Origin of the sequence: Flavobacterium facile, assembly GCF_036321945.1 — a bacterium.
Taxonomy (GTDB): Bacteria; Bacteroidota; Bacteroidia; order Flavobacteriales; family Flavobacteriaceae; genus Flavobacterium; species Flavobacterium facile.
This window is the reverse complement of the sequence record NZ_JAZAYT010000034.1, coordinates 140,705-163,664: the sequence shown is the minus strand read 5'-3', so window position 1 is coordinate 163,664 and position 22,960 is coordinate 140,705. Positions and strand designations below refer to the sequence as shown.

Here is a 22,960-nt window from a genome sequence, read left to right as displayed (position 1 = left end):
ATGAAAAAGGCACTTTATTTATTTGCAATTATTTTAGGAGGAATTACAATTGGTAATGCTCAAGTTACTTTTAAACCTGGTATTAGAGGTGGTTTAAATATGTCTCATTTTTCAAAAGGAAATGATGCTAATTATTATAGTTCTTATTATGGAAATAATGGAAACAGAGGTTTTGAATCTGAATCGAAAACAAGTTTATATGTTGGTTTTTTTGGAGATTTAAAACTTACTAAATATTATTCATTACAACCAGAATTGAACTATTCTAGACAAGGTTCTAGTGTGTTTAATTATGATAATAATGGAGCTAAATATACTACAGATTATGATTTGTCTTATTTATCTGTTGGTGTAGCTAATAAATTTACTTTCAATAAATTTAATGTTCATGTTGGTCCAACTATTGATTTTTTAATTGATAATAAAGTTACAGCAACAAACATTAATAATAACTATAATAATTATTATGGTTGGGATGGTACTCCAATTGATTTATCTTTCTTTTTAGGAGCTGGTTATGATATTACTTCAAATTTTGGAGTAGAAGCAAGGATTAAAAAAGGAATTATTCCTGTCATAGATTCTTCTTATGGAAACCATACTAATGTTGTTTTCTCTGTTGGAGCTTTTTATAAATTTGACGTAAAATAATAATACAAAAACTTATGTTGTTACAGGATTTTTATAAAGTTGATAAAATTGATACAATTAATGAAGGCAAATATTTAGCCTCTATTACATTGAATAAAGATCATGATATTTTTAAGGGACATTTCCCTGGAAATCCTGTAACACCAGGAGTTTGTATGATGCAAATTATCAAAGAAATAACTGAAAGCGTTTTGAATGTAAGTCTAACTATGGTTAGTACTTCTAACGTTAAGTTTATGGCTTTAATAAACCCAGAAGTTAATTCAAAATTAGTTTTAGATTTAGAAATTTCTGAAAATGAAAATTCTGAAATTAAAGTTAAAAACACTACAAGTTTTGAAGATACCGTTGCTTTGAAATTATCAAATACTTATAAAAGAACTACTTCTTGAAAGTAATTTTTTCCATAGTATTTGCTATAACTTTTTCTGTTTTTCAGAGTTATAACGTAACAGACATTCGAAAAATGTATGTTGCTTCTTCTGATTCCAAAACAAACACAAATACGTTTTATGATTTTATGAATAAATATTCAAAAAATGATGAAACTTTATTAGCTTATAAAGGTGCCTCAATCGCTTTGAAATCAAAATTTACTTCAGGAATAAAACAAAAAAAAGAAGGTTTTATTAAAGGAGTGACTATTTTGGAAGCTGTGATAAAAGCCAATCCTAATAATTTGGAAGCGCGACTAATCAGATTAAGCATTCAGGAAAACACACCTAAACTACTAAAATACAAAGGAAATATAGAAGCAGATAAAAAACAAATTCTACTTTTGTTTTCTAAACAATCACCTGATTTAAAGGAATATATAAAAAAATACGCAACTCAATCTTTAGTTTTTAATACTGCTGAAAAGCAACAATTAAATAAATAGAATGCTTTCAAATTCAACTATTTCAGAAACATTGAATCTTAAAAAAGTTTGTGTAATTATTCCAACGTATAATAACCACAAAACTTTAAAAAGAGTAATCGACGGTGTATTGCAATATACTTCAAATGTTATTGTTGTAAACGATGGTTCAACAGATAGTACTTTTGAAATAATCAAATCCTATTCTTCCATAGAATCTATTACGATTAAACAAAATAAAGGAAAAGGAAATGCGCTTCGTTTAGGATTTAAAAAAGCTATTGAAAGCGGTTTTCATCATGCGATTACAATTGATTCTGATGGACAACATTTTCCAGATGATATTCCGGTTTTTTTAGAAGAATTAGCTAAAAATGAAAGTAATATTTTACTTATCGGTAGCCGAAATATGAACCAAGAAAATGTGCCTAAAAAAAGTAGTTTTGGCAATAAGTTTTCTAATTTTTGGTTTTGGTTTGAAACCGGTATTAAATTAGAAGATACACAATCTGGTTATAGATTATATCCGTTATTACATCTTCCAAAAAAATATTTTACTAATAAATTCGAATTTGAAATTGAGGTAATTGTCCGAGCTGCTTGGGAAGGAACTCTTGTGAAAAACATTCCTGTAAAAATTTTGTACGATCCAACAGAACGTGTAACTCATTTCAGACCTTTTAAAGATTTCACCAGAATTAGTATTCTAAATACTGTTTTAGTTCTAATAACCCTTTTATACATAAAGCCAAGAGATTTTTTTAGAAATTTCAAAAAAAAAAAAATAAAACAATTCATCAATGAGGAAATCTTACAGAGTAACGATTCTAATCTAATTAAATCCCTTTCAATTGCTTTGGGTGTTTTTATTGGGATTGCTCCATTTTGGGGATTTCAAACAGTTTTAGTTTTTTTTTTAGCGATAGTTTTAAAATGGAATAAAATGTTAGCTTTTGCTTTTTCGAATATTAGCTTTCCACCCTTGATTCCTTTTATCATTTACGCTTCTTTACAAGTTGGTTCCTTCTTTGTAAAAGGAAATGAAAATTTTTCATTTTATCACAATTTGACATTCGAATCTATAAAAAATCATACTTTTCAATATCTTGTTGGAAGTTTTATTTTAGCTACAATATCAGCAATTACTTTCGGATTATGTAGTTATTTCTTACTTTCGCTAAAAGGTAAATCAAACAAATAAATTAAAATGCATAATTTTTTTATTAAGGTTCATTATTTTATTCAGAAACATAAATTGCTCTCTTTGGCAATGGCGTTTTTGTTTTTATTAGTATTCGGATTTTTTGCTTCAAAAATTAGATTTGAAGAAGATATTACGAGAATTATTCCAAAGAATGAAAATGCAGATGTAGCTACAAAAGTCATTAAACAATTAAATTTTTCGGATAAAATTACTGTAATTATTGAGAAAGATAAAAATGGTTCCATTGATGATTTAACAGAAACTGCCACAAATTTTATTGATAGTTTAAAATCTTGCGAACCTTATATAAAAAACATTCAAGGTAAAGTTGAGGATGAAAACATTCAACAAACGTTTGATTTTGTTTACCAAAATTTACCTTACTTTTTAGATGAAAAAGATTATGCTAATTTAGAGAAAAAGCTAGTTAATGATAGTATTTCAAAACAAGTTGAAAATAATTATAAAACCTTAATTTCACCAACTGGAATTATAGCAAAAGATTTTATTGTAAACGATCCAATAGGAATTTCTTTCATCGCCTTAAAAAAATTACAACAATTAAGCATCGGTGACGATTTTATTTTAAAAAACGGTTTCATTATTACAAAAGATGAATCAACACTTTTATTATTTATCAATCCAAAATTAAGCGGAAGCGAAACCGAAAAAAACACGCTTTTTGTTGACGAACTAAATAAAATTAAATCACAGTTTAATAGCTTAAATAAAGGTAAAGTTTCTTTAGATTATTTTGGATCTTCATTAATTGCCGTTGCCAATGCAAAGCAAATTAAAACGGATATTATTACTACCATTTTAGTTTCATTAGGGACTTTAATGCTAATTTTAATTGTGTTTTATCGTAAAATACTAATTCCCGTAATTATTTTTATTCCAACCATTTTTGGAGTAGTAACCGCAATTGCTTGTTTATACTTTTTACGACAAACTATTTCTGCCATTTCATTAAGTGTTGGTGCCGTTTTATTAGGTGTTACCATCGATTATTCTTTGCATATTCTTACACATTATAAACATCATAACGATTTAAAAACGGTTTATAAAGACATTACAATGCCTTTAATAATGAGTAGCACAACAACTGCTTTGGCATTTTTATGTTTGCTTTTTGTGAATTCGGAAGCGTTAAAAGATTTAGGAATTTTTGCCGCAATTAGTGTTATTGTATCCGCTTTTTTCTCCCTTTTAATTATTCCACATTTATATAAACCAAAGGATAGTTTGTTACCAGCTAAAGAAAATATCTTAGATAAAGTGGCTAAATTTTCTTTCGAAAACAATAAAGCTTTAATCGGAATTACTTGTATCATAATTGTTCTATCATTTTTTACTTTCGGAAAAGTTACGTTCAACAACAATTTGTCAGATTTGAATTTTATTCCTGATGATATTAAAAAAACGGAAGAAAAACTAGAGAAGAGAACCAATCTAACTTCAAAGTCAATTTATTTGGCCGCTTATGGAAATTCGATTGAAGAAGCCATACAAAATAACGGTAAACTTTTTGATAAACTTTCAAATCAAAAAGCAGAAAATAAAATCATAAATTTCAGTTCTATTGGCGGAATCGTTTTATCAAAAGAAGCTCAAGAAGAAAAATTAAAATTGTGGAATGCATTTTGGTCAAATAATAAAAAACAATTTGTTCAGAACGCACTTATTTCTCATGGAAATGCAATTGGTTTTAAACCAGAAATGCATCAAGGATTTTATAATTTATTGAATCAGAAATTTGAGTTATTGAATTTTGAAGATTACAAAAAAATTACTGCGCTTTATCTGGATGAATTCGTAGCTTCTAAAAACGGGTTTTATACCATTACATCAGTTGCGAAAGTTTCGGATGCTCAACGCGATAAATTTGTAAGTTCAATTGAAACAAAATCCAATGTTTTAGCTATCGATAGGCAACAAATGAATGAAACCTTTTTAGGTAAACTAAGAGACGATTTTAATTCTTTAGTGAATTATTCATTTATCGCTGTCGTTTTAATCCTTTTTGTATTTTTTAGAAGAATAGAATTGGTTTTAGTCAGTACTATTCCAATTGTACTAACAGGTGTTGTAACAGCTGGAGTTATGTGGTTTTTCAACATACAATTAAACATTTTTAGTACGATTGTTTGTACACTAATATTCGGTCATGGTGTCGATTTTAGTATATTTATGACAAGTGCTTTACAAAAAGAATACACAACAGGTAAAAATGAAATGCCAACTTATAGAACTTCTATCATTTTAGCTGCTTTAACCACAATTTTAGCAATTGGTGCTTTAGTTTTTGCCAAACATCCTGCCTTAAAATCAATTTCATCTGTTTCTTTAATTGGTGTATTTGCGGCGTTATTAATCACGTTCATTTTTTATCCTTTACTATTTCGTATTTGTTTTATTAATAGAGTCAAAAAAGGAAAATCGCCAATTACATTACGATTGTTAATTCATTCTACTTTATCGTTTTTATATTATGGTTTAGGTGGTTTGTTTTTCTCATTTTTCGGAAAAATGTTCTTGTTTTTAATACCAGTAAACAAGGAAAGAAAAATGATGTGGTTTAGAATTATCATTTCAAATTTCATGAAATCGGTTTTATATTCTAATCCTTTTATGAATAAAAAAATTGTAAATAATTTTAAAGAAGATTTTAGTAAACCTGCTGTTATTATTTCAAATCACACATCGTTTCTAGATATTTTAGCGGTTGGAATGATTACGCCTAAAATAATTTATTTGGTTAACGATTGGGTTTATAATTCTCCGTTTTTTGGTAAAATTGTAAAATTAGCGGGTTATTATCCAGCTTCGCAAGGTATTGAAGGTAGTGTGGAACATTTGAGAGATAAAATTGAAAAAGGATATTCATTAATGATTTTCCCAGAAGGAACACGTTCCAATACTAACGAAATTAATAGGTTTTATAAAGGAGCTTTTTATTTAGCGGAACATTTCAATATTGATATTTTACCTGTTTTTATTCATGGAAATTCTGAAACGTTACCAAAAGGAGATCATATTATTTATGATGATAATATTACTGTTGTTATAGATAAAAGAATAAAAGCAGAAGATAAATCGTTTGGTGAAAATTATTCGCAAAGAACAAAATCTATTAATAAATATTTTAGAACTGAATTTAATAAATTACGACAAGAATTTGAAGGTGAAAACTATTTTAAAGACAAATTATTCTTAAGTTTTTTATATAAAGAAAGAGAAATTATTTCAGAAGTAAAATCGGATTTTTTAGTTAATAAAAATAATTATTACAAACTAAATTCTTACATTAATCCTGATGCCAAAATTTTACATATCGCATCTGATTACGGACAAATAGATGTTCTTTTGTGTTTGCAACAAGCAAAAAGAAAAATAAAATCGTATAACCAAAATTTAGAAAAAAGAGCTATTTCCAATTCAAGTTATTTGGTTCAAAAATATACTATTAATTATGTAGATACTATCGAAAAAGATATTTTAGAAAATGATACGTTGTTAATTTCTGATAATAATTTTAATTTCGACCAAATTTCTCGTAATTTAAATAATTTTCAGACGGTAATTTTGTTAAATAGTTCTGATTTATTACATAAATTTGAGCAGGCAAGTTTTGAAATCCATTCAAGTGATGGTGACATTATTGTTTTAAAAAATAAGTTAAGTGAAAGATAAATACGACATAGTAATTGTAGGAAGTGGTTTAGGCGGTTTGGTTTCTTCGATTATCTTAGCAAAAGAAGGATACAAAGTTTGTGTTTTGGAAAAAAACAATCAATTTGGTGGAAATTTACAAACTTTTGTAAGAGATAAAACCATTTTTGATACAGGAATTCATTACATCGGTGGCTTATCTGAAGGTCAAAATTTATACAAATACTTTAAGTATATTGGTATAATGGATGAACTTCGTTTAAAAAAAATGGATGAAGATGCTTTTGATATTGTTTCATTTGAAGATGAGGGCGAAGAATATCCTCATGCGCAAGGTTATGAAAACTTCGTAAATCAGTTACTTAAAAGTTTTCCGAATGAAAAGGAAGCTTTGGAAAAATATTGTAAACTGGTAGTTGATATTTGTGATACTTTTCCTTTGTATAATTTAAATGCTGAAGGAAAATACCAAAGTGAAATTTTAGCATTAAACGCCAAAGATTGTATTGATGAAATTACGCAAAACGAAAAATTAAGAGCTGTTTTAGCAGGAACCAATTTTTTATATGCCGGTATTCCTGAAAAATCACCTTTTTATGTGCATGCATTATCTGTAAATTCATACATACAAAGTTCTTGGAGATGTGTAAATGGCGGTAGTCAAATTACGAAACAACTAATCAAGCAATTAAAAAAATATGGTGGAGAAATCTATAAATATAAAGATGTTGCAACTTTTCAAGTAGAAGAGAATAAAGTTGTGTCTATAACAACCAAAGAAAATGAAGTCGTTAAAGCTGATTTGTTTATTTCAAATATAGATCCAAAAGCGACATTAAAAATGGTTGGATTATCTCATTTTAGAAAATCGTATTATGAGAGAATTGATAAATTAGAAAGTGTAATTTCAGCTTTTAGTTTGTATATTGTTTTTAAACCAGACACTTTTAAATATTTAAATTGTAATTATTATCATTTTAAAAAGGCTAATGATGTTTGGTCTGCCTACGATTATGATGATGCAAGCTGGCCAAAAGCTTATATGTCATCTATGAATTATTCTGGAAAAAATGAAGAATGGGCTGAAGGAATGACTTTTATTACTTACATGAAATATGATGATGTAAAAGAATGGGAAGAAACCTTCAATACTACAGCTGAAAAGAATGATAGAGGAATTAGTTACGAAGAATTCAAAGCTCAAAAAACAGAAAAATTTCTAAAGGAAATAGAAGTTAAGTTTCCAAATATTAGAAGTTGTATTAAATCAATTCACACTTCAACACCACTTTCTTACAGAGATTATATTGGTGGAAGTAGTGGAAATATGTACGGTTATGTAAAAGATTGTAACAATCCAATGCTCTCTTTTATCGCACCAAAAACAAAATTAGACAATTTGTATCTTACCGGACAAAGCATCAATATGCATGGTGTTTTAGGAGTAACTATTGGTGCTGTTTTAACTTGCTCAGAAATTATAGGAAAAGAATATTTAGTAGATAAAATAAATCAAGAAACTGCATAAACGTTATGAAGAGTAAAATCTTTTTTCTTTTTTATTTAACTGTTGTATTTAAACTTACCGTGTCTTGTGGGATTTCAAGATCTTTAAAGCATCAGCCAATTACAGCTGGTTATAACCAAACAATTCCTGTTGTAGATAAAAAAGCAGATACTTTATTTGTTTCTGGAAAAAACACTTTACTTAAAAATAAACACCAACTTTGGGAATTATATGTGGAAGGTGATCCATTACAAGTTGGTTTAATTTCTGGAGCTTTATCAGATTCTTTATTGAAAAAACAAGAAACTATTTTCTTTTCTAAAATTAAAGATTTGGTTCCTTCCCAATCAAAGCAAAAGCTATTGCGTTTTTTCTTAAAATGGTACAATCGAAAATTATATCGAAACATTCCAGAAGAATATAAAACAGAAATTTATGGTTATTCAAGATACTCTTCTAAACAATTTGATGCTATTGCACCAGCTTATTTAAGAAGTTTGTATTTACATGGCGCTCATGATATTGGTCACGCTTTACAAGATTTAGCTTTAGTTGGTTGTTCTTCATTTGCAGCTTGGGATTCAAAATCAGAAGATGGAAATTTAATTTTAGGAAGAAATTTCGATTTTTATGCTGGAGACGATTTCGCAAAAGATAAAGTTATCGCCTTTATAAAACCAACTCAAGGAAATCCATTTATGATTTTCACTTGGGCAGGAATGACAGGTGCCGTTTCTGGAATGAATGTTAAAGGTTTGACTATAACATTAAATGCTGGTAAGTCAAAAATTCCATTGGTAGCCAAAACACCGATTTCGATTTTAGCGAGAGAAATTTTGCAATATGCAACCAATATTGACGAAGCAATTGTTATAGCAAAAAAAAGAAAAGTTTTTGTTTCCGAATCGTTAATGATAGGAAGTGTTGCGGATAATAAGGCTATTCTTATTGAAGTTTCTCCCAATAATTTTGGCGTTTTTGAAGTAGAGAATAGAAATCAAATCATTTGTGCCAATCATTTTCAAAGTGACGAGCTTAAAAATGATAGAAGAAACCTGAAGCAAATTAGAGATAGCCATTCGAAATATCGATTTGATAAAATGACGGAATTGTTTGATGCAAATCCGAAAATTAACCCAACTATAGCTGCTGAAATATTAAGAAATACAAAAGGATTAAACAATAAAGAAATTGGATTTGGAAATGAAAAAGCATTGAACCAATTATTGGCGCATCATGGAATTATTTTTAAACCCAAAGAATTATTGGTTTGGGTATCCGCAAATCCGTACCAATTAGGAGAATTTGTTTGCTACGATTTAAATCAAATATTCAAGGAACAAAAGAATTTTGAAAGAGTAGAATCGTTTGAACGCGCCGATTTATCAATTGCAAAAGATCCTTTTTTAAATTCGGATGAGTACAAAAATTATGAGCAATTTAGAATTGCAGACGCGAAAATTGATTTGGATTTAAAACAAAAGAAAATATTAGATTTTAATCAAATTGCAAATTACCAAGCTTTAAATCCAAATTTTTGGTTAGTTTATTACAAAGTGGGTTTGTATTTTTACAAAATTAAAGATTTTACTCAAGCTAAAGTGCAATTTGAAAAAGCTTTATTATGTGAAATTACTACAAGAACCAGTAAATTACAAGTTGAAAAATTATTAAAAAAATCAAAAAAGAAACTGAAATGATACCACATATTGAAAAACAATCTTTAGCCGAAATTAAAGCATTTCAAGAATTGAAACTGCAAGAAGTTTTGCAATATGTGAATACATATTCAGTGTATTACAAGAATTTATTTCAAGAACATAATATTGATATTACTAAAATATCTGGTTTAGAAGATTTACAGCGTATTCCAACCACAACAAAAGAAGATTTACAAAAAAATAACGATGATTTTTTATGTGTTCCAACGCATAAAATAATTGATTTTGCTACAACTTCTGGAACTTTAGGTGATCCTGTAACTTTCGGATTAACGGACAATGATTTAGATAGATTAGCTTATAATGAAGCGATTTCTTTTGATTGTGCCGGTATAAAAGAAGGTGATGTTGTTCAGTTAATGACAACAATGGACCGAAGATTTATGGCAGGTTTAGCCTATTTTCTAGGACTTCGAAAAATGAAAGTTGGTGTAATTAGAGTAGGTGCTGGTATTCCGGAATTACAATGGGATTCTATATTAAAATATAAACCAACCTATTTAATAACAGTTCCATCGTTTCTTTTAAAATTAATAGAATATGCCGATTCACACGGTATTGATTATAATAATTTAGGAATTAAAGGTGCGATTTGTATTGGCGAATCGTTACGCAACCAAGATTTTACAAATTCAATATTAGCAGATAAAATTGCAAGCAAGTGGAACATAAAATTGTTTTCAACTTATGCTTCTACGGAAATGAGCACTGCTTTTACAGAATGTGAACACGGAGTTGGTGGTCATCATCATCCAGAATTAATTATTGTGGAAGTTTTAGATGATGAAAATAAACCTGTTAAAGAAGGAGAAAGTGGCGAACTAACAATTACAACAATTGGAGTAGAAGCAATGCCTTTAATTCGTTTTAAAACGGGAGATATTGTGAAATTACATACTGATACTTGTGCTTGTGGTAGAAATACGTTGCGTGTTGGACCAGTAGTTGGAAGAAAGCAGCAAATGATTAAATACAAAGGAACAACTTTGTATCCGCCTGCAATGAATGATGTTTTGAATGATTTTGCAACTATTGATAATTATTTAATTCAAATTTTTACAAATGAATTAGGTACAGATGAAATTGTAATTCAAATTGCTGTAAATAATCCGTCAGAAGGATTTTTAAATGAAGTAAAAGATCATTTCAGAGCTAAATTACGTGTAACACCAAAAATTGAATTCGTAGCTAAAGAAGTTTTAAATCCGATTGTTTTCAATCCAATGAACAGAAAACCAACCCGTTTTATAGATTCAAGGAAATAATTTTTTATTGAATTACATAAGCTAACACATAGTTTTCAATCTCTTTTAATTGTACAGTATAACTTGTGATTTTATTATTAAATGTCACATTCACAACACACGAACTTTCATTCAATTGAAATGGTTTTATTGAAATATTATCTTTAAAACTAACGTCGTTTTCAGGAAGTATTTTGAATATGGCTTCTTTAATTCCCCAACAAAATGTGGTTAAGGTTTTAGTTTCTTCCAAACTTCCTTTAAAGGTTAGTATAAAATCTTCATCAAAAAGTAAGGTTGCATTTTTTATGATTTTTTCATTTTTTAATTCGATGTCAATTCCAACATGATTTTCGCTAATTATGACACATGCAAAATCATGAGAATGAGAAATTGATATGTGTTTACCGTCTTTTAAAAAGGGTTTTCCAAAAGCATCATAAAATAAATCAGCATCAGAATAGTTTGCCATATTTAAAAGTTTTCTAACAGCTAAAAATCCTTTAACATGATTTGAAGATTTCATTTTTTCCAATCTATTTAAAGAAACTTCACTTAAAAAAAGATCTTTTTTTAAATCTGAAATTTCTTCATTGATTTTCCATAAATAAACAGAAGTATTATGCTGAAGTGAAATTTTCTTATAAAAAGGCATTATTTTAACATTTAATCAAAATTATTACGGCAACAAAAACGTCCCCTTAAATTTGAAAACCCTGTAAAACAAGTGCTTTACAGGGTTTTCAGTGGAGTCGGAGAGAACCTGACCATGAAAAAAATCCCTTATTTTAAAGGGGTTTAAAACGATTGGTTTTTTAGGGTAACCGATTTTTCCACCTTATGAATACTATTCAAATTTGTAATATCTTATTATGTAAATTTAAGTATTTTATTTTAGAATTAATAGAGAAAGTTCAAATTTTAAACTAGTTAATTTTAAATAATTTTTCTTCAGGAGGGGTTAATATTCTTACTAATTATACTTAATTTTTTAGCCAAAAATTAAGTGTTCTACTTGTTCATATTTTAATCCTGTGTAAGTACAGAACTCCTCAATGCTTACAAGTTGATTTGGCTGCTTATTAGCGTCAGTTTTTATCATTTGTAATATTCTTATGCTTTGACGATAACTTTTCCCTGTGATGCGCTGTATGTCTTTCGGATAGATACATACTCTTTTGTTTTCTGTTTTCATACTTTATATATGCCTTTGGCTGGGATTTGATATACTTAATCTACTTGGATGAATTTTTATAAAATTATTAAAAATAATAATCAGTTTGAAGTGGACTTTTAAGTTTTATTTAGTCAATTATAGCATTGTAAGACATATAGAAACTTGTTGTTATATAACTTATTACTTTAATTATAAAATTTGTGTTCAAATCGTCTGAAATGTTGCAACGAAGATGTGTTTATTGAATTATTAATTTTTAAATTTTAGGAATTATGGCAAGACAGAAAGGCATAATTAAATTGAAAGGTACTATCGGAGATATTACCTTTTACAAAACTCAAGACGGGCATTTGGCTCGTGAAAAAGGTGGAATTGATGCAAGCAGAATCGCGAGCGATCCTGCGTTTCAAAGAACGCGTGAAAATGGTTCCGAGTTTGGTAGAGCTGGGAAGGCAGGAAAAATGTTGAGAACAGCTTTAAGACCTTTACTTTTAAATTCTGCAGATGGTAGAATGGTGAGTAGATTAACGCAATCTATGATGAAAGTTATTCAAGCTGATACAGTAAGTGACAGAGGTTTAAGAAACGTAATTGATGGTGAAGCTGAATTATTATTTGGATTCGAATTCAATATCCGTGGAAAGCTTGGTACTACCCTATTTGCTCCATTTGTTCCAACTATTGACCGTGTTGCAGGGGAAATTAAAGTTGATTTAGTTTCATTCAATGCTGGAAATATGATTGCAGCTCCAAGTGGAACCACTCATTATAAAATCATTTCCGGAGGTGCAGAAATTGATTTTGAAGCTGAAACATATGTTGCAGAAACTTCAGAAACTGCAATATTACCTTGGGATGGAACTGCTACAGCTCCAATCAACCATGTTAATACAGTTACTCCTAACTCAACAAAACCACTTTTTTTAGTGCTTGGTGTTGAGTTTTATCAGCAAATTAATGGACAAATGTACCCATTGAAAAATGGTGCATTTAATCCTTTATCTATTGCAAAAGTAGATAGCGGAGTTTAATATTCAATCTTAAATTTTAATTATGAAAAAAGTATTATATAGAGCTAAAAAACCCACTCCAAAATTTTTTAAAGTGCTTCGAAATATTGGTCTAGTTTTAGCTGCCACTGGTGGAACCATTTTAACAGCTCCAATTGCATTACCTGCAATTGTTGTTACAGTTGGTGGTTATGTTGCAGTAGCAGGTGGTGTTTTATCTGCAGTTAGTCAATTGACGACTGAGAAAGATGATGCAGCACAATAATACCACTTTAGTGGGAACTGCAAGTGGAACATTTTTAAGTGTCATTCCGAATCTAAATTCGGAGGATATTTTAAGAACAATTATTTTAGCCACCCTGGGTGCGATAGTAAGTTTTTTAATATCTTTGTTACTCAAAATTGTAATCAAGAAGCACAAAAAATAGTCTAATTCTAGTTGTGGTGACCGAGAGTTAGACCATATAAAAGCCCAATCCGAAAGGAATGGGCTTTTTTAGTTTACAACTATTTTTTGCAATAGCGATGAACTATAACCCTGCGTAAATCGTTAATAAGATTGATGTTTTGATGAAATTGTGCTTCTTTTTGTTCCAATATCTGAAGTGCTTTAATATTCTTTTGATGATTTTCAAAATCTGATAACATCTCAGTTACTTTTTTAGAAAAATTAGATTTAAATTCTTGAATTTTTAAGAACGGAATTACAGAACCAACCAAAAATTGGTGCCAGAATTTCGACTTACATAATGATAATGATAACCAGTACACACTTTCTGCATCTTCTTGATTTGAAAAAATAATTACAAAGCTGTTTGTAAACGGCTCCTTTTGAGGTTTTCCACTATTCAATCCTTTATTTAGGATAAATAAATGAGGTTGCGTGTAAATCGTTCCTGTTCTGTGGCTTTTAATGATGTAATTCGGCATAACAATAAAATTTTAGAGATTAAATTTCTCTCTAGACCGATTTTTCTACTGAAAACTGCTCCGCATAAAATTTTTCAAAAGAAAAAAGGAAAAAAAAGAAAGCCATCACTTCATGTGGAAGGTTTCAAAAAAGCAAGTTTTTCAGAAAAAATACTACCCGATACTTGTTACAAGTTGTAAGTATCTAGTCGGGTAGTGGAAGTGCTTTGGAATTGTTAGGGTGGAGATTTTTTCTGAAACCCGTAGGGCTTGAACTTGCTTTTTTGAATACCTGCAACGGACCTTTGTTTTCTTTTTTTTACTATTTTTTATTTTTGAAATATCTTTAAATAATACGTCTATCTGAAATGAGGACGTGTGAAAAGGGTGTCAAATTTTGGAAGCAATTTTAAATTACTAAATAATCAAACTGAATGTCTTTTCAAATTGCTCCAAAATTTGATACGCTTTTGTGGGTTTGATTTTTGTGGATGCCTTTTAGTCAGTTATCAGTCGCAGTTTACAGTTTATAGAAAATAGTCTATTGAAATTGGTAAGCATCTTCAAAAAACAATGCATTATATTCCTAGTGTGAGGATGCAGTAGCGCGGACAAGGGTATTGTTTTTGATTTGCTATTTGAGATGTTGTGATTGCTTTTATGATGGATAGATGCCTTTTTGCGAGTGTGTTGTAAATTGTAATTAGTGAATTGCGCTTTTGTAAATGATTAAGGCATCTGGCCATCGTGAAAGCAATTTATTGAAGTATTTCTGGCAAATCAAAAATAATACTCTTGTTTTGGTTATTGATTTTGTATGTGCCTTGTAGAAGTGAATTGAAAACTATAAATAAGATAGAGTTGTATTGAAAAATGGAAGGCACTTGCAAAAACAATGAAAGTACTTACTATTCTAACCATTAAGAATATAAAACCATTAATTAAACGTTATAGAAATTGTTATTTAGACATTTATCTTTTGAAAACTGGTTGTGTTTGGGGCGTGCCGAATGGTGTTTTTTTTATTGCCGGGTGATGCGAGGAAGCAATGAAAAAAGTTGCCATGGCAGGCACGACCTTGCGGGTGGGTGGAGCGGCTTTTTTACATAATGTTATTATGGTTTTTTTCTGAACCATAATGCCACATTATGTAACTAAGCTTGGGAAAAAAAATTACTGGCGCAAGTTGTGAAGCATACGTGTTTTTTCTAAAAACTGTGCCAGTAATTTTTTTTATGTGCGGTGGGGAAGGTGTGCCAACGGAAAACTAAAACTTTTCTTTATTATCGAACAAAATAAAATGTTCTTATCATGCATTAATTTTCCATTAAAATGCTTAAAAAAGTTTAGTGACGGCAATTATTTTCCACTATAGATGGATTTTACGCAAAATTTTTCCAGTAAATATATCTATTGATTTTTAAAGTAATACTAAATGTTATGTTCTGGAAATAAAATGTTTTGTAATTTGTTGAATGCTTCTTTATGCTTTTGAGTTGGCATTTTTTCTAGATTTATCATTTTCCAAAGTACTGATGGAAGATTGGCAATTACATCAACATTTTCAATTTCTAGTAAATTCCAATCAGGAGTTTTGTTTTTGAAAGACAAAAGAAATTTCTTTTCATTTTCTGTCATTTGAGAATTGATTTGATGAATTAGATTTTCTCTCGCTTCTTCCAACTGCTCTAATGGAACATCTATTTCAGCCATTTGCTTGAACTCTGTTTCGTAAATTTCACTAATATCTTTTCGATTTGGTGCCAAGAGTTCCGACATTGGGCGTTGATGGCTTATTAGAAATATTAAGAATGTTTTTCTTAAATCATCCGTTAAGCCTTCATTTTCGAGAAGAAATTTCACATCAAATAAATCTCTAGGATGCTGTCTGTCTAAAGCGGCACAGAGTTTTCCTGCATATAAATCAGGGTGTGATGCTACTTGCATTTCAACATATCCAAATTCTTTTTCCACTTCTTCGACTACTTCCATTCTAACTTCTGAAAAAACAGTTCCTCTAATAACTGGAGATAATTCTACTTTAATACGAATTTCATCTTGACTTACTATTAATCTTAATGCATCGCTTTGGTCGTGCGTATTTTGTACTTTAGTTCCAGGTATTTTTTGTTCTATCAATTTACTGATTCTAGATAATGCAGCTCTAATATTTATTAATGCAGTTTCTCGATCATCCATCGGGATATACAATAAGTCGATGTCAACTGAAAGACGAGGCAATGCTCTGTAAAACAAATTGATTGCGGTTCCGCCTTTTAAAGCAAAACATTTTTCAGTATCCACCAATGGTAAAACACGAACCAAAAGTTGTACTTGTTTGCGGTATATATTGTTTGCGTCTAAAGCCATTCTGGAACTGTTATTTTATATTTATTATCTAATTTTCCGCCTTGTATTATCATTCTGTTTCCAGAACCGAATGTTATACTTTCTCGATTTATTTTATCCAACCAAACATAATTTTGGCGGTCTGCAAACCAAAAGAAAAGTCGTTTTACTTTTATATTTTTACACGATTCTAATACTTTTTGTAGATTTCTTGGCGACAAGGTTGTTAGCCCTTGCATTAATTGATCTGCGTGTTCAAAAGTAGTTTTCTGAGGCACATTTAACAATACTTCAAGATATGCTCTTTCTGGTGATGATATGATTAATTTTCTATTTTCATTATCCCACTCTCTTTCTATTGTAAAAAGTTGTTTTTGATTATTTTCTAAAAGGTTTTTATCAAACAAACTATTGGTTGTATGTCTAACAAATTTTATTTTTAAATCTAAATTTATTGTCCAATCTGGTAGTATATCATTTCCAAATAAATGTACTACTTTGGTTTCAGATAATGATAAGTAATGAGATAACCCTTGCATTTCAAGACCTGTTAGACCACCAACAACTAAATCGGTTTTCAATATAAATTGCAAGGAATACACCACTGATTGCCAAGTTAATTTATTTGCATTTCTAACATAAACCCCTTTACTTATAGATTCAAGTTGATTGCTTTTTACCAAATTATCTATTGCATGTCGGGTGAAATTGTTTTCCATCAGCCATTTACGAGTAGTTATTAAACCCTCAGGCATTATTTCATACAATTCTTTTCTACGTATTACATTTACAGCCATAATTTAATAATTTAGCTTATTGCGGTGTTCATCGCCGGTATACAAAGATAATGTAAATTAATTAATTTGCATAAATTATTTTAAACGGCGATTATCGCCGTTATTATCTGTTTATTTAAATTTTTATAAAACATTAGACTGTTTACATACCAAACGTTGATTAACTATAAGCATATGCTTATCTATTAAAGTAAAAGGAACCATACTCTCTATAAAAGTGAGAATGCCTCCTAAAGACAGAATAGGATTTTTATTTTGAAAAAATAAAATGATTTTATTAATAACTAAATTAATTTTAACTAATATTAAGATTAAAACGAATGCCTGAAAATTGATTTATTGATATTAGTTTAACTGAATTTCCTGAAGTAACTAAAGAATTAATTACATTAGAAGATGGATGGTTATCTCTGTTACCAATGCCATAATTTATAAAATTGTTTGTTTTTTTTGGAATTAGAGAATGTAATATTCCGTTACTATTTCTTTCAGAACCATGATGTGGAATTTGAAATAGCCAATAATCATCCCAATGATTTCTGTAGTGATTCATAAATTCACTTACTTGTTCCTCAGTAAGTAAAAATGAATCAGAAGTTAGAAGTACATTTGGATAAATAAAATTATTTGTGGGATTATTATCATAATAATATGGAAACGGATATGTGTTATGAAAGTTTTGTGTTTCTACTCTTGAACCGTCAGAAGAAATAAATTTTTGTATATGAGTTATTCCATTTATTACAAAATGATTCAACATATCGTAGTAATGACGTCTAAAGGTATCTACAGGACAACCAACAAAAAGAAAAATTCCATCAAGGTTTTTGTGTAAAAGAGATAGTGCAGTAGTGTTTAAATCAACAATGTCTAAACCTTTAAATTTTTCAAACCCATCTACTTCTTTAGCTTCTTTAAATATATCTTTAATCTTTGTTCCGGAATCTATTTTCTTTACATCGGACATAATTTCATCCAAATGATTAACTTCATCAATGTTGGAATCAATTGAAAATTTCTCAAAAAATAATTCTTTTACTTTGTCATAGAATTTTTCTTCATCCTTACCAACAGTCCTTCTGTAAAATAAAAACTCCATTAGCTTGATGTAGTTGGCAGATATTATACTTCCTTTTTCGGAATCCTTAATTTTAAATATTTTTAATTCAGATTTGGATGTTAAATAGTGTTCTGTAAATGGTTCTTTATTGTCAAAAGAAAAGTCAAATCTCTCTTCATTGTTATTGTTTGGTCCTGATTCTTGTGATTCAAATGAACCATTTTTAGTTAAAGGAATTGGTTCATCTGGTCCATTTTCAATTAGAAAAATTTCTGAATCTCCATCAAGATTTTCATTCATTGCTCCTAATGGGTCGATTACAAATCTTATAAAGAAATCATCATCTGGATTAAAACCGTCATTTAAATCAATGAATTTTGCAACAAGGAAAAGTCTTTCTGAAAAAGAAATAAAAGGCATTGCTAGCTTTTTAACTTTAATTCCATCAGCTAATAATCTCCCAATATGATTAACATGATCTTGGTCAAAATGAGATATAACCAATAAATCCAAAACTTTTTTGCCCAAAAAATCTGCATCCCGATACAACTCAACTTCTTCTTGACCTGCACCAGCTGTAATGCTACCACAGTCAAAAACCATTCGGAATTTAACTTGGTTATTATGTGTTATTTTTCCACTATAAAATAAGCCTTGTCCTACAGGATGTATTGTGAATTCTTGATTAAATGACATGTTTGTAAATTTATTTCTATTATGGAATTATTTCTATTTATTTTTTTTAGAATTAATTTTCTTTTTTACAAAGACTGCTGATAAAATTGTTATTGCCGTTGCTATAACAGCTTGAACAATTTTACCAGCATCGGCACCACTTTGAGATTTAGTTCCTTTGAACATAATGTTTTATTTATTTAAGTTTAAAATAATACCTGAATTTTTGATTTTCTGAAACTCAGGTATTTGATTAATTTTTGCTTGAATTGTTGAAATTGCAACACTCCAATTTATTTTTGGATGCCATTCTGATAGAGATTCAATTGTCTTATTTTTTTTCATAAAATTAATAACATCACTATAATCAGCTAAAGATTGAATCATACCACTGGGTTCTCCTAATTCCTGTTTTACAGCCATTATTACCTGAGTAGCTCTTTGAATATAGAACATATTAGTTGCAATGTCATTACCTATGCTTTCGTTAACTTCTTTGTATTTCCAAGATGTTAAACTACCGAAAAATGAAGACCAAAAGCCAGTTGGTTTATTTGAAATTAGATTTACTTTGGTTTTCAAGCTTTCAATTAATTGAGATCTCCCTTCTGTAAGTTTGCTTAACGCATTTGTTAAAATGTTTTTTTTAGTTTGAATATCGTTTGTCTGTAGTGCTATTAAATAATCACTATATCCCGATTGTATTTTACCAATTCTATCATTATTAAATTCTTGAACGATCAATGTTAATTGTTCTTCGAAACGTTCTAATATTTTTGTAATTGTTTGTAATTGCTGCATTACAGCTATATTTTGAAGTGAAGTAGAAATATTATTCCATTTTTCAATATCAGCAGCTTCTGAAATATCCTTAATTCGTAATTGAGCAGCAATTGAATTTGTTTTATTGTCTCTTACAAACGCTACTAATTCATCGGATGCTTTAGTGCTTTTTACAAAAGATAATTCACCTGAATTAATTTTTTCTAAAATCCCTTTTGGGAATACGACTTCAAATTTTTGCCATGGTTGATTTATGTTTGTAACTAAGTTTGCAAATGCCGGAAAAAATTTTAAAGAATCTACTATTTTATCAAAATGATTATTATTCTTATTTAAAGAATAATCATTAAGATTTTTAAAAATTGTTGAATTTGGATTTTTTAAGTCATTACTCCCCAATTTTGCGATATCTGCAGATTGCTTTATTGGATGTTTTGATATGTTTATGCTTAAATCACTCATTGTTAGTTTATAAATTGATTCCTACCTAAATGAAAATTTTATCTGAGTACAATAATAATCAAAATATTGGCATTATAAAAATATATTTGCCAAAGTTTTGAAATTAAAAATAATTTATTATATTTGATGAATCTAACTCTTTATATGAGAAATATAGAATTAGCATTTGCTATAAAAGAAAAATTTTCAAAACAAACCGTTATCACTTCAAAAGAACTGGTTTTGTTCCTTTCTACCTTTTTTCCCGAGCTGTCAACTAGTACTATATCATGGAAAATCAATCAGTTAAAAGCTGAAAATCTTATCTATCAAACTGGAAGAGGTTTGTATACTTTTGATTTTAAGCCTGAGTTTAATCCAGAGGTGAATCTAAAGACAAAAAGGATTTACAATAAAACCAAATCATTTGTTTCTTCGGAATTGGTCGTTTGGGATACTGAAATTCTTGATTTAATTCTTGAGAAAGAAAGTGAAAAACGGACTACTTTTTTATTAGTACAGAAAGATGATCTTGCTGAGCTGTTTAATCAAATGCAATCAATTAGCAAGCCTGTTTATTTAGAGCCAAATATTGAAATTATTCAACGCTATATTCTTCCGCAAAATGATGTGATATTATTGTATTCTTTGATTTCAGAAACACCATTGCAACATAATGGCGATTATATACTACCAACTTTAGAAGGTGTTTTAGTTAATGCCTGGTTACTTTCTGAAAATTATTTGAAACCTTTGGGGTATTCAATTGAGGGAATTTTTGAAAGTGCTTTTAAAAAATACAATGTAAATAAAAATAAGCTTCTTCGCTATGCTGCTAGAAGAGACCAACGAAAAGAAATTGAACAACTTATACAAACAATAAATAATGACTAACGAAACTGTTACCCAAGAAGAAATAATTTTAGAAGATAATCAAGTATTATGTTTGTTAACATCTGAAGCTAAGAAAGCTACCAGTGCCGAAGTGAATCTTCAATCGGTTGTTCGTATGCTAAATGAAGAATATGGTTTTGATTTGGATGATATGGAACGAGATTTTAAAATCGAGTTTATTGATCCTGATAATGGAAAAGCCAAAAAACAGAAAGTAGAATTGGTTGTTTTTGAAAAAGGTACAACTCATACACAAGATAACATCATTCGAATTTGTGTTATTCAAGATGATAAAATAAAAGAAACCGATTCTAAAAAAGGATTAACCGCTACTCTTGAAAATGCTATGGCTGCTGTTGAAAGTTGTCATTTTGGATTGTGGGCTAATGGTTCGAGTTATCATTTTCTTCAAAAGGAAGATGATGCTATAGGTTATGATTTTGAGTTTACAGATTTATCTGATTTTCCTGGAGAAGGAGAAACATTGGCAGATATTGACCGAGCTGACCGTTCTTACAGTAGAAAACCTGCAAATGATTCATTGATTAAAGTATTTAAAAGAGCTCATGATTATATTTATGGGAATGAGGGAAGAAAGAAAGATGCCTTTTGGCAATTATTAAACCTTATCTTCTGTAAACTCTATGATGAAAAACGAAGATTTATTGAAACGGATGTTAGCTATCGAAGAGAATTTTGGGTTGGTGTAAAAGAACAAAATACTGAAGCCGGTAGAAAAGCGGTTGCTGAACGTATAAAAGCCATTTTCCAAAAACTAAAAGATAACTCTATGTTTTCTGAAGTATTTACAGGAAATGAAGGAATTGAATTGACGGATAAGGGTGTTGCCTTTATTGCAGGTGAGCTAGCTAAATATTCTTTCTTGGATGCTTCTATTGATGTTAAAGGAATGGCATATGAGACCATTGTAAGTAATACTTTGAAACAAGAAGCTGGACAGTTCTTTACACCAAGAAATATAGTGAAAGCAATGGTTGAGATGTTAAATCCAACTGAGAAACACCGTGTTTTGGACCCAGCTTGTGGTTCTGGGGGGTTCATTGTGATGGTATTGGAACATGTTAGAAAACAAATAGCCCAAGAATTGTATCCTGATTTAAACGGACCTTTATTGATGGCTAAATACAATTCTTTTGAAGTTAATGTGCGTGTAAAAGAATATGCAGAAAACAGCATATTTGGATTTGATTTTGACCCTGATTTGAAAAAAGCTGCTCGAATGAATATGGTGATGGCTGGTGATGGGCATGCTAATGTATTTCACGTTAACTCCCTTGCTTACCCAAAATGGGATCACCCGGAAGAGATTGCTAAAATTGAAACAGCTATAAACCGAAGTTTGGAAGTAATGGGTGATGTTGAAGAAAGGTATTTTAATGATGCTCGTGGTACTTTTGATATGATATTTACTAATCCGCCTTTTGGTGCCAAAGTAAAAGTTGAGAAAGAAGTTGCGGAACGTTATTTTCTTTCAGAGTATAGTGATGCACCAGAAGTATTATTTATAGAAGCCTGTTATGACTATTTAAAACCAGGAGGTAAAATGGCTATTGTATTACCTGATGGTATATTAGGAAATCCTAATATGTATAAGGTAAGAGAATGGATTCTTAATAAATTTAAAATATTGGCCTCTGTAGATTTAGCTGTAGAAGCTTTTTTACCTCAAGTTGGCGTACAATCTTCTTTATTGTTTTTAGAAAAGAAGACAGAATTGGCAATACAATTAGCTCAAGATAGTACAGAGGATTATGAGGTATTTATGGCAATAGCTGATAAGTTAGGTAAAGATAGAAGAGGGAATCCAATTTATCTCAGAGATGAAGATGGAGCTGAATTATTATTCGATACTATAACTGAATATTTACTTACCAAAAAAGATGGTACCTATCTAGTAAAAAGAAGAAAAGAGAAAATTAAACAACTGGATGATGATTTACCAAAAATAACCGAAGCTTACCTTAAATTTTGTAATTATTAAAAGTA

At 29.5% G+C, this 22,960-nt stretch carries 20 protein-coding genes; 12 read left to right on the top strand and 8 right to left on the bottom strand.

What is annotated here, in order from left to right; genetic code table 11:
• The 8 genes from UEQ13_RS11235 to UEQ13_RS11200 are packed head-to-tail and all read left to right on the top strand — an operon-like array spanning position 1 to position 10,879.
• Positions 1-651, top strand: a complete 651-nt coding sequence (locus UEQ13_RS11235) for a porin family protein (protein ID WP_329806440.1) — start codon at positions 1-3, stop codon at positions 649-651.
• A 14-nt stretch (positions 652-665) separates the two neighbouring features.
• A complete protein-coding gene (locus tag UEQ13_RS11230) occupies positions 666-1,043 on the top strand; it encodes a 3-hydroxyacyl-ACP dehydratase (protein WP_329806439.1) in 378 nt (125 codons plus the stop codon).
• Positions 1,040-1,531, top strand: coding sequence for a hypothetical protein (locus UEQ13_RS11225; RefSeq protein ID WP_329806438.1), 492 nt, complete (start codon positions 1,040-1,042; stop codon positions 1,529-1,531). The genes UEQ13_RS11230 and UEQ13_RS11225 overlap by 4 nt, the downstream gene beginning before the upstream one ends.
• Position 1,532: 1 nt before the next feature.
• Positions 1,533-2,711, top strand: coding sequence for a DUF2062 domain-containing protein (locus UEQ13_RS11220; protein WP_329806437.1), 1,179 nt, complete (start codon positions 1,533-1,535; stop codon positions 2,709-2,711).
• Between the two features lie 6 nt (positions 2,712-2,717).
• Positions 2,718-6,407, top strand: a complete 3,690-nt coding sequence (locus tag UEQ13_RS11215; RefSeq protein WP_329806436.1) for a 1-acyl-sn-glycerol-3-phosphate acyltransferase — start codon at positions 2,718-2,720, stop codon at positions 6,405-6,407.
• The gene (locus UEQ13_RS11210) at positions 6,397-7,914 is read left to right on the top strand and encodes a phytoene desaturase family protein (RefSeq protein WP_329806435.1); all 1,518 of its coding nucleotides are present in this window, start codon (positions 6,397-6,399) and stop codon (positions 7,912-7,914) included. The genes UEQ13_RS11215 and UEQ13_RS11210 overlap by 11 nt, the downstream gene beginning before the upstream one ends.
• Positions 7,915-7,919: 5 nt before the next feature.
• Positions 7,920-9,593 carry a C45 family peptidase gene (locus UEQ13_RS11205; RefSeq protein ID WP_329806434.1) on the top strand — a complete coding sequence of 558 codons (1,674 nt, stop codon included), beginning with the start codon at positions 7,920-7,922 and terminating at the stop codon, positions 9,591-9,593.
• Positions 9,590-10,879 (top strand): phenylacetate--CoA ligase family protein, encoded by a 1,290-nt coding sequence (locus UEQ13_RS11200; protein ID WP_329806433.1) that lies wholly within the window; start codon positions 9,590-9,592, stop codon positions 10,877-10,879. The genes UEQ13_RS11205 and UEQ13_RS11200 overlap by 4 nt, the downstream gene beginning before the upstream one ends.
• Positions 10,880-10,883: 4 nt before the next feature.
• Here UEQ13_RS11200 and UEQ13_RS11195 read toward each other — a convergent pair whose 3' ends face one another.
• Together UEQ13_RS11195 and UEQ13_RS11190 are read right to left on the bottom strand one after the other, a co-directional pair.
• Positions 10,884-11,513 (bottom strand): 4'-phosphopantetheinyl transferase family protein, encoded by a 630-nt coding sequence (locus UEQ13_RS11195; RefSeq protein WP_329806432.1) that lies wholly within the window; start codon positions 11,511-11,513, stop codon positions 10,884-10,886.
• A 336-nt stretch (positions 11,514-11,849) separates the two neighbouring features.
• The gene (locus UEQ13_RS11190) at positions 11,850-12,053 is read right to left on the bottom strand and encodes a hypothetical protein (protein ID WP_329806431.1); all 204 of its coding nucleotides are present in this window, start codon (positions 12,051-12,053) and stop codon (positions 11,850-11,852) included.
• Positions 12,054-12,307: 254 nt separating this feature from the next.
• On the opposite strand from UEQ13_RS11190, the gene UEQ13_RS11185 reads away from it, so the two are divergent.
• Together UEQ13_RS11185 and UEQ13_RS11180 are read left to right on the top strand one after the other, a co-directional pair.
• Positions 12,308-13,066, top strand: coding sequence for a hypothetical protein (locus UEQ13_RS11185; protein WP_329806430.1), 759 nt, complete (start codon positions 12,308-12,310; stop codon positions 13,064-13,066).
• A 22-nt stretch (positions 13,067-13,088) separates the two neighbouring features.
• Positions 13,089-13,310 (top strand): hypothetical protein, encoded by a 222-nt coding sequence (locus UEQ13_RS11180; RefSeq protein WP_329806429.1) that lies wholly within the window; start codon positions 13,089-13,091, stop codon positions 13,308-13,310.
• A 242-nt stretch (positions 13,311-13,552) separates the two neighbouring features.
• Here UEQ13_RS11180 and UEQ13_RS11175 read toward each other — a convergent pair whose 3' ends face one another.
• From UEQ13_RS11175 to UEQ13_RS11150, 6 genes are all read right to left on the bottom strand, one after another.
• Positions 13,553-13,975 carry a DUF6943 family protein gene (locus tag UEQ13_RS11175; RefSeq protein WP_329806428.1) on the bottom strand — a complete coding sequence of 141 codons (423 nt, stop codon included), beginning with the start codon at positions 13,973-13,975 and terminating at the stop codon, positions 13,553-13,555.
• A 1,410-nt stretch (positions 13,976-15,385) separates the two neighbouring features.
• On the bottom strand, positions 15,386-16,324 hold the full coding sequence (locus UEQ13_RS11170; RefSeq protein ID WP_329806427.1) for a nucleotidyl transferase AbiEii/AbiGii toxin family protein: 939 nt from the start codon (positions 16,322-16,324) through the stop codon (positions 15,386-15,388).
• Positions 16,315-17,100: a type IV toxin-antitoxin system AbiEi family antitoxin domain-containing protein gene (locus tag UEQ13_RS11165; protein ID WP_329806426.1), complete on the bottom strand. Its 786-nt coding sequence runs from the start codon at positions 17,098-17,100 to the stop codon at positions 16,315-16,317. The genes UEQ13_RS11170 and UEQ13_RS11165 overlap by 10 nt, the downstream gene beginning before the upstream one ends.
• A 295-nt stretch (positions 17,101-17,395) precedes the next feature.
• Positions 17,396-18,856 carry a ComEC/Rec2 family competence protein gene (locus UEQ13_RS11160; protein ID WP_329806425.1) on the bottom strand — a complete coding sequence of 487 codons (1,461 nt, stop codon included), beginning with the start codon at positions 18,854-18,856 and terminating at the stop codon, positions 17,396-17,398.
• A 33-nt stretch (positions 18,857-18,889) separates the two neighbouring features.
• Positions 18,890-19,021, bottom strand: a complete 132-nt coding sequence (locus UEQ13_RS11155; protein ID WP_329806424.1) for a hypothetical protein — start codon at positions 19,019-19,021, stop codon at positions 18,890-18,892.
• A 6-nt stretch (positions 19,022-19,027) separates the two neighbouring features.
• Positions 19,028-20,080, bottom strand: a complete 1,053-nt coding sequence (locus UEQ13_RS11150; RefSeq protein ID WP_329806423.1) for a hypothetical protein — start codon at positions 20,078-20,080, stop codon at positions 19,028-19,030.
• A gap of 144 nt (positions 20,081-20,224) precedes the next feature.
• Between UEQ13_RS11150 and UEQ13_RS11145 the strand changes: the two genes are divergently transcribed.
• Positions 20,225-20,953: a DUF6577 family protein gene (locus UEQ13_RS11145; protein WP_329806422.1), complete on the top strand. Its 729-nt coding sequence runs from the start codon at positions 20,225-20,227 to the stop codon at positions 20,951-20,953.
• Entirely contained in the window at positions 20,946-22,955 is a 2,010-nt protein-coding gene (mads2, locus tag UEQ13_RS11140) for a methylation-associated defense system DNA methyltransferase MAD2 (RefSeq protein ID WP_329806421.1), read from the top strand. The genes UEQ13_RS11145 and mads2 overlap by 8 nt, the downstream gene beginning before the upstream one ends.
• The last annotated feature ends 5 nt before the right edge of the window (positions 22,956-22,960 follow it).

What these genes read in the sequence shown, in the direction of transcription:
- UEQ13_RS11235 (WP_329806440.1), top strand. Translation starts at nt 1, where the DNA reads ATGAAAAAGGCACTTTATTTATTTGCAATTATTTTAGGAGGAATTACA.
- UEQ13_RS11230 (WP_329806439.1), top strand. Translation starts at nt 666, where the DNA reads ATGTTGTTACAGGATTTTTATAAAGTTGATAAAATTGATACAATTAAT.
- UEQ13_RS11220 (WP_329806437.1), top strand. Translation starts at nt 1,533, where the DNA reads ATGCTTTCAAATTCAACTATTTCAGAAACATTGAATCTTAAAAAAGTT.
- UEQ13_RS11215 (WP_329806436.1), top strand. Translation starts at nt 2,718, where the DNA reads ATGCATAATTTTTTTATTAAGGTTCATTATTTTATTCAGAAACATAAA.
- UEQ13_RS11205 (WP_329806434.1), top strand. Translation starts at nt 7,920, where the DNA reads ATGAAGAGTAAAATCTTTTTTCTTTTTTATTTAACTGTTGTATTTAAA.
- UEQ13_RS11200 (WP_329806433.1), top strand. Translation starts at nt 9,590, where the DNA reads ATGATACCACATATTGAAAAACAATCTTTAGCCGAAATTAAAGCATTT.
- UEQ13_RS11195 (WP_329806432.1), bottom strand. Translation starts at nt 11,513, where the DNA reads ATGCCTTTTTATAAGAAAATTTCACTTCAGCATAATACTTCTGTTTAT.
- UEQ13_RS11190 (WP_329806431.1), bottom strand. Translation starts at nt 12,053, where the DNA reads ATGAAAACAGAAAACAAAAGAGTATGTATCTATCCGAAAGACATACAG.
- UEQ13_RS11185 (WP_329806430.1), top strand. Translation starts at nt 12,308, where the DNA reads ATGGCAAGACAGAAAGGCATAATTAAATTGAAAGGTACTATCGGAGAT.
- UEQ13_RS11180 (WP_329806429.1), top strand. Translation starts at nt 13,089, where the DNA reads ATGAAAAAAGTATTATATAGAGCTAAAAAACCCACTCCAAAATTTTTT.
- UEQ13_RS11175 (WP_329806428.1), bottom strand. Translation starts at nt 13,975, where the DNA reads ATGCCGAATTACATCATTAAAAGCCACAGAACAGGAACGATTTACACG.
- UEQ13_RS11170 (WP_329806427.1), bottom strand. Translation starts at nt 16,324, where the DNA reads ATGGCTTTAGACGCAAACAATATATACCGCAAACAAGTACAACTTTTG.
- UEQ13_RS11165 (WP_329806426.1), bottom strand. Translation starts at nt 17,100, where the DNA reads ATGGCTGTAAATGTAATACGTAGAAAAGAATTGTATGAAATAATGCCT.
- UEQ13_RS11160 (WP_329806425.1), bottom strand. Translation starts at nt 18,856, where the DNA reads ATGTCATTTAATCAAGAATTCACAATACATCCTGTAGGACAAGGCTTA.
- UEQ13_RS11155 (WP_329806424.1), bottom strand. Translation starts at nt 19,021, where the DNA reads ATGTTCAAAGGAACTAAATCTCAAAGTGGTGCCGATGCTGGTAAAATT.
- UEQ13_RS11150 (WP_329806423.1), bottom strand. Translation starts at nt 20,080, where the DNA reads ATGAGTGATTTAAGCATAAACATATCAAAACATCCAATAAAGCAATCT.
- UEQ13_RS11145 (WP_329806422.1), top strand. Translation starts at nt 20,225, where the DNA reads ATGAGAAATATAGAATTAGCATTTGCTATAAAAGAAAAATTTTCAAAA.
- mads2 (WP_329806421.1), top strand. Translation starts at nt 20,946, where the DNA reads ATGACTAACGAAACTGTTACCCAAGAAGAAATAATTTTAGAAGATAAT.